Here is a 13,500-nt window from a genome sequence, read left to right as displayed (position 1 = left end):
GTGCTACAAAAGCTAGGCTCAATTAATAGCCAATACGGGTAGCAGTTATTAGAAAGCAAATAGCATGCCTACAATATATTCATTAAAAAATTTATAAAGCCCTAGCCGAGTCGCCCTCAATTTTGACATAATAGTGAGCTTATCCTCACAAACCAAGAAGACTATGGCAAATACTGAGCAAACACTTTTCGCACAACGCTTTCGCGGCTTTTTTCCTGTTGTAATCGACGTAGAAACCGCCGGCTTTAATAAAGAAACCGACGCCTTACTTGAAATTGCCGTATCCATTTTAAAAATGGATGACCAAGGGTTACTCAGCATAGATCATACCGTTCATTTTCATGTAGAGCCTTTTGAAGGTGCTAATATAGAACAAGCTGCCATTGAATTTAACGGCATAGACCCGTTTAGTCCACTGCGTGGCGCTGTACCTGAAGAAGAAGCAATAAAAGAAATTTGTAAAGCAGTACGTAAAGCGCAAAAAGCCGCCGGGTGTCAACGCTCAGTTGTAGTGGCACATAATGCTGCCTTTGATCATGGTTTTTTAAATGCAGCCATTGAGCGTAACAATATTAAGCGTACGCCATTTCATCCGTTTGTAAGCTTTGACACAACCTCGCTTGCAGGCTTAGCGTTAGGCCAAACGGTACTGGCTAAAGCATGTAGAGCCGCGGGCATTGAGTTTGATAACAGCCAAGCACACTCTGCACTTTACGATACAGAGCGCACAGCAGAGCTGTATTGTTTAATAGTAAATCGTTGGCAAGAATTAGGGGGCTGGCCGTTAGCGCCACTACCTGAAAGTGACGCTCAAGAAACTGAAAACACTCAAGAGGATACTAAAACGACTGAGTGATTTTCCCCTCAGACAGTTTTACCAAGTGGGGTGGGTAAATACGCGAAAACTGTTTTGTGTCTTTTGCTATTTTAAGCTCCACACCTGGGTGCATTATTTCATTAATTTTTAAGCGGCTAGTGGCTAATAGCTGAGAAATTTTTTGTTTCACCAATCTTTTTTGACGTTGTACGTGCATAGCACGCGTTTTTATATGCTGCTCATTAGCGGCAATTTTATCTAACAGCTGTTGACGTTGAGCTGCAACAGGAATTTTTATCGCTTTTTCTTTAGCTTGATTAAGCGCCGACGTTTTACTTGCTAACACCTTTTCAAAATCAATTATCTGAGACTGCTTTGAGCGCAGTTCATGCCAGTTTTGAGCTAAAAACACGCGTGTTTTAGTGCCTGCTGGTGCACCTAGTTCCCCCGTTTCAATACGCATAGCATCAAGAATATTACCCCCAATTATTTTTCCGCGCGGGTTACCTGCTTTACCTACCCGTATTAAGCGCCTTGCACTTAAATTACAGTGCAAGGCCTGGCGCTCTATAAATAAATCCTGTGCACTTTTAATATTACAGTACTGGGCATAGCCAATAGAAATGGTACGCTTAGCTGAAATTTCACAAGTAAATGCTTCTTCATTTTCGCGCTTGCGCCCAATAGCGCCGAGCATAATAGTGACCGCGCTTTGGCTTTCAATCGTGCCTGATTCAACAAACCCTAATACAGTAATATCGCCATTGGCTTTAACCCGCATACCATCTTTAACATCACCAGAGATAATTACGCTGCCATCAAAATCAACATGGCCTGTGCTTACATCTACATTATGAAAACACAAAACGTCGTCCACCCGCATGCCTCTGGGTAGTGCAACAGGCACGCCCTTACAATCGGCAATGAGCATGTTTGGGTTGTTAGGGTCTATTTTTGTGCCTTCAAAGGGCTGTAATTCATGCTCTTTACCTGGCGTGGCCCTAATTAGGTCACCAAAAACCGTATAGCCATCCTCCCCGGGTGTAGCAGCCACACGCTGCATTAAAGGAGTGCCGGGTTTTACGGTAATAATGGCGCCAAGGTCTTTCATATCCACCTTGCCACCTTCTTTTGCTTGAGGGCTAAGTACGCGGTCTTGCGCAGTAGAGCAAAGGCGAACAAACCTCGCATCACTGCCTTCTTTGGGGTTTCGGCCATGGGCCACAATAGCGCTATATGCTGTACCTGCAGGATGAGAAAACTGCTGTCCTAAAAACGTATCAAGTGCACGAGGGCTAATGCCTTTTTTCACACCAGCTTCAGCCAGCGCGGCTTGAGCGGCTTCCATAGAAAGTAAAGCACCGCCTCTGGCCGTGGTAAGTGTTGCCTCAGCAACCATGTTTTTTTCATCAACATTAATAACAAGGCTCGCGTCCGTTGCTTTGGCAATTACTAATGACTCTTGCTGATAATTTTTACTTGGTGAAAATAACTTACCAATATTGCCAGAGAGCACTTCAAACTCGCAATAATCCGACTGCTCAAGTAGCTCAATAAGCTGAGCGCTTGTTACCGGAAATCCATTATCAATAGGATGCGCAGATAACGCCAGCTCACCCGTTTGTTCATTAAATAAAAAAACCGACATTTATAAATTCCCTACGATTATGCCTGTTATTATGATTATTACTTTTACTACAAAAACTTAAGCCTCTGCGTAAAAATTAACTCCTTATTTGAGCACAACTTGAACGGTATGTTAAGTAAATGTTCAGTATTTGTTTGCTTTTTTGCAAACTTGTGCTTATTAACTGTTCACTTGATTCTGTAGGCTAAAATAAAAGTGTCACACCCCTTGAGTATCAGACGTTTACTCAGTTATACTGCCCTCACTGAAAGAAATTCATATTTCAGGGGCTGATTAGGATTCGACGGAATTCAAGAAGCCTGAGGTGCATGTCGAGGTGCGGTTTGCCTCGTAAAAAAGCCGCAATTTAAAGTAATCGCAAACGACGATAACTACTCTCTAGCAGCTTAGGCTGGCTAGCGCTCCTTCCATGTATTCTTGTGGACTGGATTTTGGAGTGTCACCCTAACACCTGATCGCGACGGAAACCCTGGCCGGGGTTGAAGCGTTAAATCTAAGCGGCCTCGCCTTTATCTACCGTGTTTGTCCGGGATTTAAAGGTTAATTAAATGACAATACTAAACATGTAGTACCGACGGTCGAGGCTTTTCGGACGGGGGTTCAAATCCCCCCAGCTCCACCAATACAGGTATTTAAGTTCGTTACTTAAAAACCATAAAAAACCGCCAATTTGAGCAATCAAGTTGGCGGTTTTTTTATGGGTTTAATTTATTCTGTGCTTATAGTGGCTAGCTTCATTTTTAACGATCTTACTTTCATTTTAATACTAATAATAATAAGCGTTAAGAACGACATTAAGCTAATTAGCAAAGTTAAATCTAAAATTGGTGACTTGGCGAGTTGTGTGTTTGCAGGCGAGGCCGGTAAAGCGTTAGGCTTATTTTGTTGCTGCCTAATATAGCTTTGGCTTATCCAATCAACGGCGTTGATCCACTGAATTTTATCTGGGTTATCATTAGCAAGCTTGCTCATTATATGGGCGTCATTATTGAGCGATTTAGCAAGGTTAATTAATTGCTCCCAAAAAACATGTTCCGTGCCTAGTGCGTCTATTTCTTGTAAGTGCTGCTTTAACTTTCCTGCACCCATGCTGTTTATGTTTGGTTGCTTTAGAATCTTTGCGTAACTGTTTATGTGCGCTGAAAAGCGAGCAAAATAGCTATCAATTTTTTGCTGCGCCCTTTGGTTAAGCTCATCTGTGCTGTGGGTGCTAGGCAAGGTGACTTCTGGGTGCTTTTTTTGATTTGCTAAGTACTGCTTATAATTAACGTAATTTAATGTTGTAGAGGGGGAAGCTATTGAGCTGTCTATCATACTCATTTTAAGTGTGTTAAAGCTTATTACTGCTGAGCAAATAAGGCAGATGAATAATAAGCTATAGCAAAAAAATAACGCACTTTGCAGTGCAAGTTTGGGCAGGGTGGCAGGGCTATTTACGCCGGCCTTTTTAATGCTGGTTATTGTATTGGCTATGTTTTTTACCGCTGGCTCGTTGTTAGTAACAACCAGTTTAGTACCCGCTGTACTTTGGGGTGCCCTTACACTTGCGTGCGGTTCAACCTTAGTTATTAAGCCAAAGCTTTTCAGCTGTGATTCGGTTTTAACTGCATCAATACTCGATAGGTCTTTAACGAGTGCATAGGCTCGGCCATCAAATAATTTTACAACGACATTATGGGGAATTTTTAAAAACTGACAAAGTTGGTCTTGTACGGTACCAATGTCAGCATTTTGATGTAACTGACCATTAAAAATAATTTTAAATGAGGCGCTCACGCTATGTCCTTATTCGTGCAACTTCCATTGAGGAATTTTTATTATTGTTTTAACACGCTGTTAATTTACCAGATAAAATAAGGGGTTTCTAGTATTTAACCTTATTAAACTAGTAAAAAAGCCTGAACAAAAATCAACCTTTCATAATCTCAACATGCTGTTTTATAGCCGTTTTAATGGAAATACTTGTTTTTCCTGTGGTTTTATTAGGGACGATGTTGATTTGTGTTATTAAAGAAATTTAAACGTGTTGTTTACATTTATAAATTTAAAGAGGAGGCGGTGCATAGAGGGTTCTGTTGCACCTAAGTAGAGTGCCCTTTGCATAGGAGTTGCAAAGGGCAGCAAGGCCTAATTTATTTTACAGCAGTTTTAATTGGTGTTTCACCATTAAATAACTCAAAAACGCGGTTGCCATTAAATGTATTTGTAGCAATATGCAACAAGGCATTGGCTACGTTTTCGCGGCTAATTTTAGCTTTAGAACGATCGCTTGGGCGTTCTGTGGTTACCTTCATTGAGGCGCTTTCATTGGTTAAAGTACCTGGGCGCACTATGGTGTAGTTTAAACCACTGTTGATAAGGTGCTCATCTGCCATATGTTTGGCAACTAAGTAAGGTTTTAAGTCGCTTTCAATCGAGTCTGGATCGTCAGCGCCAATAGAACTGATCATAATAAAATGCTTAACGCCATGCTCTTTAGCATACGAGGCTGCTTTGGTAGCCGCCCATAAATCAATTAGCACGGTTTTATCTGTGCCTGTACTTCCGCCAGAACCTGCAGCAAATATTACTTGGTCGCAATCTTTTAACGCAGTAGAAAAGTCGCCTTCGAGGTCTTGCTCTACAATAGTTAAAAACGGGCTATCTAAATCACTTAACTTGCTTTTATCGCGCACTAATGCAGATACATTTTGCTCATTGTTTAAAAGCAGCTCGGTTGCCATTTTACCAATCTGTCCGCTAGCGCCAATAATTAGGGTCTTACTCATAATTAATTCCTTCTCAATTTAGTGTAAAGGTGTTTAGTACAAATAGACCTTGGGGTAGGCATGCGTTTTTAAAGGGTAAAACATGATTATTCTTCACAAATAATAAATTTGCTGGTGAATAAAGTAGGAGTCTGAACTGAGCGTGAAAATTAGCCGCTTTTTGCCGTGTTTATTCAATCATTATACTGACTTCGGTAACATAATTATGATGGTATAAGCTAATGCGTACGGCATGACTTTGATAGTTATAGTAAAGGGTGCGGTAGTTGTTATCGCCTTTAATGTTGAGAGGCTCACCAAGTGCGTGTTGATAAAATTTAGCAATATCATTGATAGAGGTGGCTAAATACCCAGTGCGTACCTTTGGGTATTCGTTAGTTACATCCATGGTAGTGACAAACTCTTCGGGTAAGGGGATCTCGCTTACGTTTTGGCTAAATGCGTTAAACGATATAGCGGCAAGTATTGCTACAGCATAAGTTAAAGCTTTCATTTTTTTCCTTTTATTTATACCCATTCGCATTCGTACATAGGCTGCGCATGAGTAATATAAATTCCTTTTATAGGTATTATTTTACGCAAAAAAAGAATGGTGTCATTTAAATTTTATTTCGTATTAAATCACGCACTATAAAACGCGCTGGGTGAATAGCTTGGCTTACACGCTCGCTTAATGGACGTGGCTCGTTATTTAAGGTGCTAATAAAGTGCTCACTTAATAGCGGTGCACTGCATAATGCACGCGCTCCAAATCCGGTAAAAATATGTAAGCCTTGTTGTGGTTTTTGCAAAGGCAAGTATTGATAGCGTTTACCTAAGCGTAAATTAGCAAAGGCGTTGATGTAATCACTTTGCTCACACCATTGCCCCGCCATTGGCAAATGATCTATAAATGTGCAGCGTACAGCGGCTTTAGCGCAGGTTATATCACCTAATGAGGTGGCAAAGTCGCTTTGGTGGTAAAAGCTAAGGAGTTGCTCGTGGTTTAATTGGTTATCTTTTTCTGTAACGGCGCGACTTTTTGTGTTTTTTTCAAATGTAGCGCCCATACAGTGTTTACCTAAATAGGCGGGTGTAAAATAACCTTTATGGCACAACACAGTTTTAAGCTTTTTAGAGTGTTCACTGGCTTGAATATGCGATACTTGGCCGCGTACTCCTACAATAGGTAATGCGTTTGTTTGCTCAAACGCATCGCTATGCTCACCAGCACATATTATTACATCACTAAATGGGCCGTACTGAATGTTATTAGCGGCTAAATACCAGCCTTCGGGTGTTTTGTTAAGCTGCTTAACATGACAGTTAAAATGGCGGCTAAAAGGCTGTAAAGTGTGGACAGCCTGAAGCATTGCTTTTACTAATTGCGGTGGGTTTACCCAACCGCCTTGCTCAAAATAAACGCCGGGGTAGCCGGTTGTTACGCCTGCAAGTGTGTCTCCTTGCTCGGCAGTTACATTGCGCATTAAGGATTGAGGCCATAGCTGTTTTTGTTCTAAGTTTTGGTGTTTATCGGCAAGTGGTTTTTTTACCGCATGTTGCAACACACCACACCAACTATGATCAAAATTAAAGCCGTTTTTAAGTAGTTGCTGGTAGTTGCGTTTAGCGTATAAAAAACTATGCGCAAATAATTCGCTGTGCGGTGAATTTTTAGCTTGTAAGTGCGGGTAAACCGCACCTTGTACATTATGTGAAGCCCCCATAGCTGGTTTTTCATCTTGACAAAATAGGGTGCTTTTAATGCCACGCTTAGCCAAACTGTGCAAAATACAGCTACTTGCAATTCCGCCGCCTATTACAGCAACATGTTCTAGCTTGGCAGGGGGGTGTTCAAAGTATGGGGGTGATGAGTGCGCACTATTAGCATCGGCTAATTGGCCTATTAGCATTTCCCGTTTGCGCCCAAAACCTTTTACTTTTTGCATATTAAAGCCTGCGGCTATCAAGCCCCGGCGTACAAAGCCTGCCGCGGTAAAGGTGGCTAGTGTTGCTTGCTTGCGTGATATATCAACCATGGCTTTAAACACACTTTGTTGCCACATGTCGGGGTTTTTACTCGGTGCAAAGCCATCTAAAAACCATGCATCGACCACCCCCGATTGCGGGTAGCTCATCGCGTTTATGGAATCAAGCACGTCGCCAAAATACAAATCAAGAATAACTTGGCCGTTATTAAATTCAATACGGTGGCAGCCAGCTAAATTAATTGGGTAATGCGTTGTTAATTCATCACTTAGCTTGTGCAGTGTTGGCCACGCTTGCAATGCTTTTTTTAGATCGTCAGCATTGAGCGGGTATTTTTCAAACGAAATAAAATGCAAACGCTTAACACGTTTGTCTACTTGATTTTGAACTTGTTGATTGGCAAGGTGGTCATTAAAGTGCTGCCATGCATTTAAAAAGTTTAAACCCATGCCAAAACCGGTTTCGGCAATAACAAAATGCGCTTGGTCATGATTTTGTAACCGCGCCTGTATATTGTTTTGTTGATAAAACACGTAATGCGATTCAGCAAGGCCGTCGTCATTAGAAAAATAAACATCGTCAAAGTTATCGGCTACCGGTGTGCCTACTTCATTAAAGTGTATTTGGGCGTTTTTTATCATGACTTATTAAATTTTTAGACAGTATTTTTTTATTATTTTACGGGTTTTCTTTGAAATAGTCTGGCGTTATTTATAAGCTATTAAATTCAGAGTACAGGTGTACGCTAGAAAGCTGACCACTTAACACCTAAAAACAGCGTAAAATACACAGTAATTTAGTTTCAAGCTAAGGGAATTACCCATGAGAAGAGCCGTAATTACGGGTATCGGTGTTGTATCAAGCATCGGTAATAACAAACAAGAAGTTTTAGAGTCATTAAAAGCGGGTAAAAGCGGTATTGCTTTTAACCAAGAATTTGCCGATTACAACTTACGCAGTAATGTGTCGGGCAAAATTGATATTGATGTTAAAGAACACGTAGACCGTAAAGCAATGCGCTTTATGGGAGATGCTGCTGCTTACTCTTATATTTCTATGAAGCAAGCAATTGAAGATGCTGGCTTATCAGATGAGCAAGTATCTAATGAGCGCACGGGTTTATTAGTAGGCTCAGGTGGTGGCTCTTCAAAGTGGCAAGTAGAAGCAGCCGATATTTTGCGCGAAAAAGGTGTAAAACGTGTAGGCCCATATATGGTACCGCGTACAATGGCGAGCACCACATCGGCCTGTTTAGCAACGCCATTTAAAATTAAAGGTGTTAACTATTCTATAAGCTCTGCGTGTGCAACCTCTGCACATTGTATTGGTCACGCGGTTGAGCAAATTCAATTAGGCAAGCAAGATGTTATTTTTGCCGGTGGTGGTGAAGAGCTACACTGGACCCTTGCAATGGAATTTGACGCAATGGGTGCGTTGTCTACTAAATACAACGAAACACCAGAAAAAGCATCACGTACGTACGATGCAAACCGCGATGGTTTTGTTATTTCTGCTGGTGGCGGTATTGTTGTAGTAGAAGAGCTTGAGCATGCACTTGCTCGTGGCGCACATATTTACGCAGAAATTGTAGGCTACGGTGCTACATCTGATGGCTACGACATGGTAGCACCTTCAGGTGAAGGTGCAGTACGCTGTATGCGCCAAGCAATGCAAGGTGTTGATGCACCCATTGATTATTTAAACACGCACGGTACCTCTACGCCAGTAGGTGATGTTAAAGAGCTAGGCGCCATTCAAGAAGTGTTTGGTGGTAATTCGCCGCTTATTAGTGCGACTAAATCATTAACGGGTCACGCATTGGGTGCTGCGGGTGTTCACGAAGCTATTTTCTCAATTTTAATGATGGAAAACGACTTTGTAGCGCCATCTATTAACGTAGAAGAGCTAGATGGGCAAGCACAAGGCCTTAACATTGTAACTGAGCGCCGCGATGCACAGCTTAATACGGTAATGTCTAATAGCTTTGGCTTTGGTGGTACAAATGCCACATTAGTTATGAGCAAATATAAAGGTTAATTCGTTTTCTCTTTATAGTGATTAAAAGCCGAGCATTGCTCGGCTTTTTAGTTTGTGTAATTGCTTGGTTGTTCGTTACAATAGCGCCTCATTTTGCCATACGGACTCCCCAATGAAGATTCTTGCCGATCAAAACATGCCTTTAGTTGAGCAGTATTTTGCAGACTTTGGTGAGGTAACGCGCTTTGATGGACGAAATTTAACACCTGATGCGTTAATTGATGTTGATGTACTCCTTACGCGCTCGGTTACTAAAGTAAACAGTGATCTGCTTGCAAAGGCTAATAAATTAAGCTTTGTAGGTACCGCCACCATTGGTGTTGATCATATAGATACACCTTTACTTAACGAGAAAGGCATTGCTTTTAGCAGTGCCCCTGGCTGCAATGCAATTGCGGTGGCTGAATATGTAATAAGTAGCTTATTCGCTTTAAGCCAAGAAAACGCAACCTCACTGAGTGGGCAAACAATAGGTATTGTTGGGGTGGGAAATATTGGCAGCTGTTTAGCTCAAAAACTAAAAGCACTTGATGTTGATGTTTTATTATGTGACCCAATTAAACATGAGCAGGGCTTATTAGCCGAGCATGTAGAACTTGATGAGCTACTTGAGCTTGTAGATGCGGTTACTTTTCATGTGCCGCTGATTAAAACTGGTGAGCATAAAACACATCATTTAATAGATGAAAAACGCCTAAATGCGTTAAAGCCTGGGTTAGCTGTTATAAATGCTAGCCGTGGAGAAGTGATTGATAACCAGGCTTTGTTATCGGTTATGAAGCAAGGGGCAGACTTAGATTTGGTTCTTGATGTGTGGGAAAACGAGCCTAACATTTTAATTCCATTGCTTGATCATGTGCGCTATGCCAGCGTGCACATTGCCGGGCATACCCTTGAAGGAAAAGCCCGCGGCACACAAATGCTGTATCAGGCTCTATGTAAATTAAAAGACGTAACCGCAGAAAAATCGCTTTCTGATTTTTTACCACAACCTGCTGTTACAAACTTAAATTTAGAAAGCACCTTTACTGAGGCTGATATTGCGCGTTTAGTGCATTTAATCTACGACGTACGCCGCGATGATGGCATTTTGCTACGTCACTTAGCAAAAGATGGGTTTGATAGTTTACGTAAAAACTACCCAGTAAGGCGAGAGTTTAGCACTTTAACAGTGCAAGGGAGTGGGCAGCATACAAATGCACTCGCTCAGCTTGGTTTTAACACCGCAAACTAATTTAACTAGCATTGTTGTTTTAACAGTGCTTAAAGAGGATAAAATATGTCGCAAAAATATAATGTTGCTGTGCTTGGCGCTACAGGCTTAGTAGGTCGTCAAATTATTGAAACCCTGGAAGATCGTAAGTTTCCGGTAGACCAACTCTTTTTACTAGCCAGTAGCCGCAGCGCAGGTGAAGACATAAAGTTTCGTGGCGAAACCATTGAAGTACAAGACGTAGAAGGCTTTGACTTTAGCCAAGCACACATTGGTTTGTTTTCAGCTGGTGGCAGTGTATCAGAAAAATACGCGCCAATTGCGGCCGACGCTGGCTGTGTTGTAATTGATAACACTTCACATTTTAGAAATGATTTTGAAGTGCCGCTAGTGGTACCAGAAGTGAATGCAGCAAGCCTTGAAGACTTTAGAAACCGCAATATTATTGCAAACCCTAATTGCTCTACTATTCAAATGATGCTTGCCCTTAAACCCATTTACGATGCTTATGGTATTGACCGCATTAATGTATCTACCTACCAAGCTGTATCTGGTGCAGGCAAAGAAGCAGTAGATGAATTGGCAAAACAAACCGCCAATTTGATGAATGCGCGTCCAATGGAAAACGAAATTTTTCCTAAGCAAATTGCATTTAACGTTATCCCTCAAATCGATACCTTTGAAGATAACGGCTACACACGCGAAGAAATGAAAATGGTAAACGAAACACATAAAATTTTGGGCGATACTACCATTGCGGTTAACCCAACCTGTGTACGTGTACCTGTATTTTTTGGCCATTCTGAGTCAATCAATATTGAAACACGCATGCCGTATGACTTTGAGCACGTTAAGCAGCTTTTAAATGATGCGCCAGGGGTCGAACTTATTGAAGACGAAGGAGATTACCCAACCGCGGTTTCAGATGCCAGTGGTAATGATACGGTTTACGTTGGCCGCTTGCGCGCCGATATTTCGCACCCGCATGGTTTAAATATGTGGGTTGTGAGTGACAACACCCGCAAAGGGGCTGCAACAAATAGCGTACAAATAGCTGAAGAGTTAATCGCTAACTATTTATAAATAGCAGCTAATATAGTATGTAAATTAAGCGGCAAACTTTAAGAGTTTGCCGCTTTTGTTTTTGGAGAAGCCAAATTATTGCCGCTTAGCGTTGCTACTAAGCTAAACGCCTTGATCTATCACGATAAAATAGTATTAAGAATAAAGTTTTAAGGTATTTATTTTCAAAGCGTTGCAATGGATATTAGACCGTAACTGGTTTATAGTTTGTAACTGGAATAGAGCTTGCAATAAAAATAGATTGTAATAACAAATGTAGATCAGCTGTTTGGCTGGTTACGGCAAGAATAATTAATGTTGAGCAGCTTAATAAATAGCAAAGCATTTAACATTTACACATTAAAGGATCAGCATGCGCGGTTTAGCTTCACTTATTATATTAGCGTCTGCATTGGTAGTAACTCCAATTTACTCTCAAGACAGCACCCAATTAAAGGGGCCAAAAGGCGCTGACTATGGTGCGCAAGGGCGATCAATAGGGCCTATAAAGCCAACCGATACACTATGGCGTATTGCTGCCAAAGTACGCCCAGATAATTCAGTTAGTATCTACCAAGTTATGCAAGCCTTGTATAACAAAAACCCTAATTCATTTTTAGAACAAAACCTAAACCACATGCAAAGTGGTGCCTATTTAAAAATACCCACTTTAGCGGAAATTAGACGCATAGATCCACAGCTTGCTAAACAACGCTCAGAGCAAGACGACGCGCTGTGGGAAAAAAAGAAAAATGGCACACTAACCACCAGTGAAATTAACGCTGCGCAAACTAAAGTTACTCAAGCGCGTAAAGCCGATGTTGACGACGCTAAAAAAGAAATTCAAAAAGAATTAAATGAAATAAAAACGCAGCAAGGTAATAAACTTGTAGAGCTGCAGCAGCAATTTAAAAGTTCGGTCAATAATGTAGAAGAAATATTAGCTGAAAATAATAATCTCAAAAAGCAACTGTCGGGCATTTCAAAAGAACTAGCTAATGTAAAAGAGCAACTAGGCCAAGACAGCGAAATCCAAAAACAGTTAAAAGAACTCATTGAAAAACAAAATGAAATAATTGCGCAACAAAAAGTACAAGAAGTACCAAAAGAAGAACCTTTTGACTTAGGCGCTTTCATGTCTAAACCGCTTGTGCTTATTTTATTAATGACCATTCCTGCATTATTAATTATTTTTGCTGTGGTGATGTTTTTACGAAAGCGCACCAACAAAGATGAGGAAACGCAAGATGACGACGACTTTCTACCACAAACGCCCAGCTTTACCGAAGACGAGCCGCAAAGTAATGATGCGCTAGACGATCCAATCATTCCTGACCCTCTTGATGATTTAGATATTCAACTTGATGACAATCATAGCGACGATATTTTGCCAGAGGGTGATATTGCATTTGACGATTCTCTTGATGATGCGTTAGACGAGGAATTTTCTGATACTGAAAACTTGCTCGATCAAGACGAATTAGAAAGCTTATTAAGTGATGATATTGTTTTTGATGATGAAGGCGGTGCAGGAGACGAGTTAGATATTTTCATGCAGCAGGGCTTTGATGAGCCTGTAGATGAGAAACCAGAGGATGAAATTGACCTCGATTTAGGTGATGCAAAAGAGTCAGACGATATTTTAAGCAGCGATGATCTAGATGATTTATTTGATGAGGACGATAGCTTACCTGAAATTGACTTGCCTGAGGTTGAGCAACCGAGTGATAGTAATGTCGAAAGCAATGATGAGTTGGCCGCCTTAAGCGAAGAACTTGCCCAAGAAGAAGGCGATGACTTTGATATTGATGAATTATTAGATCAACAAGCTGATACAGACTCACCAAAAGACGATGACTTTGACTTAGACGACATAGACAGCTTAATTGATGAAGCGAGTGATACCACCGATACGGCCTCTGCTGATGCGCTCGTTGAAGAAAGCGATGATTTTGATTTAGATGATATAGACAGCCTAATTGATGAA

General features: G+C 41.1%; 10 protein-coding genes and 1 other RNA gene. 6 read left to right on the top strand and 5 right to left on the bottom strand.

From position 1 onward, the window contains the following. Positions 1-163 precede the first annotated feature (163 nt). A complete protein-coding gene (gene rnt / locus CWC17_RS07410; RefSeq protein WP_055015815.1) occupies positions 164-856 on the top strand; it encodes a ribonuclease T in 693 nt (230 codons plus the stop codon). On the opposite strand, the gene CWC17_RS07405 is transcribed toward rnt, so the two are convergent. Further along, on the bottom strand, positions 840-2,465 hold the full coding sequence (locus tag CWC17_RS07405; protein WP_055018096.1) for a flagellar assembly protein A: 1,626 nt from the start codon (positions 2,463-2,465) through the stop codon (positions 840-842). The two genes, rnt and CWC17_RS07405, sit on opposite strands and share 17 nt — an antisense overlap. 265 nt (positions 2,466-2,730) lie before the next feature. Between CWC17_RS07405 and ssrA the strand changes: the two genes are divergently transcribed. Continuing rightward, positions 2,731-3,087, top strand: a transfer-messenger RNA (tmRNA) gene (ssrA, locus tag CWC17_RS07400). Positions 3,088-3,173: 86 nt separating this feature from the next. Here ssrA and CWC17_RS07395 read toward each other — a convergent pair. The 4 genes from CWC17_RS07395 to mnmC form a co-directional block, all read right to left on the bottom strand. After that, positions 3,174-4,241, bottom strand: a complete 1,068-nt coding sequence (locus CWC17_RS07395) for a hypothetical protein (RefSeq protein WP_138612491.1) — start codon at positions 4,239-4,241, stop codon at positions 3,174-3,176. 356 nt (positions 4,242-4,597) lie between these two features. Next, positions 4,598-5,233: an SDR family oxidoreductase gene (locus CWC17_RS07390; protein WP_138612490.1), complete on the bottom strand. Its 636-nt coding sequence runs from the start codon at positions 5,231-5,233 to the stop codon at positions 4,598-4,600. Positions 5,234-5,402: 169 nt separating this feature from the next. Continuing rightward, the gene (locus tag CWC17_RS07385; RefSeq protein WP_138540872.1) at positions 5,403-5,726 is read right to left on the bottom strand and encodes a hypothetical protein; all 324 of its coding nucleotides are present in this window, start codon (positions 5,724-5,726) and stop codon (positions 5,403-5,405) included. Positions 5,727-5,832: 106 nt separating this feature from the next. After that, on the bottom strand, positions 5,833-7,842 hold the full coding sequence (gene mnmC / locus CWC17_RS07380; RefSeq protein WP_138612489.1) for a bifunctional tRNA (5-methylaminomethyl-2-thiouridine)(34)-methyltransferase MnmC2/FAD-dependent 5-carboxymethylaminomethyl-2-thiouridine(34) oxidoreductase MnmC1: 2,010 nt from the start codon (positions 7,840-7,842) through the stop codon (positions 5,833-5,835). A 181-nt stretch (positions 7,843-8,023) separates the two neighbouring features. Here mnmC and fabB point away from each other — a divergent pair, with 181 nt between their 5' ends. The 4 genes from fabB to CWC17_RS07355 form a co-directional block, all read left to right on the top strand. Continuing rightward, on the top strand, positions 8,024-9,238 hold the full coding sequence (fabB, locus tag CWC17_RS07375) for a beta-ketoacyl-ACP synthase I (protein WP_138540874.1): 1,215 nt from the start codon (positions 8,024-8,026) through the stop codon (positions 9,236-9,238). 112 nt (positions 9,239-9,350) lie between these two features. Next, a complete protein-coding gene (locus CWC17_RS07370) occupies positions 9,351-10,472 on the top strand; it encodes a 4-phosphoerythronate dehydrogenase (RefSeq protein WP_138612488.1) in 1,122 nt (373 codons plus the stop codon). 45 nt (positions 10,473-10,517) lie between these two features. After that, the gene (locus CWC17_RS07365) at positions 10,518-11,534 is read left to right on the top strand and encodes an aspartate-semialdehyde dehydrogenase (protein WP_004588395.1); all 1,017 of its coding nucleotides are present in this window, start codon (positions 10,518-10,520) and stop codon (positions 11,532-11,534) included. A 352-nt stretch (positions 11,535-11,886) separates the two neighbouring features. Further along, the coding region (locus CWC17_RS07355; protein WP_283956915.1) for a FimV/HubP family polar landmark protein at positions 11,887-13,500 on the top strand (1,614 nt) is incomplete at its 3' end.

Source organism: Pseudoalteromonas sp. S3785, from assembly GCF_005887365.1.
Lineage (GTDB): Bacteria > Pseudomonadota > Gammaproteobacteria > Enterobacterales > Alteromonadaceae > Pseudoalteromonas.
The sequence above is the reverse complement of the archived record's forward strand: the minus strand, read 5'-3'. Positions and strand labels throughout refer to the sequence as shown.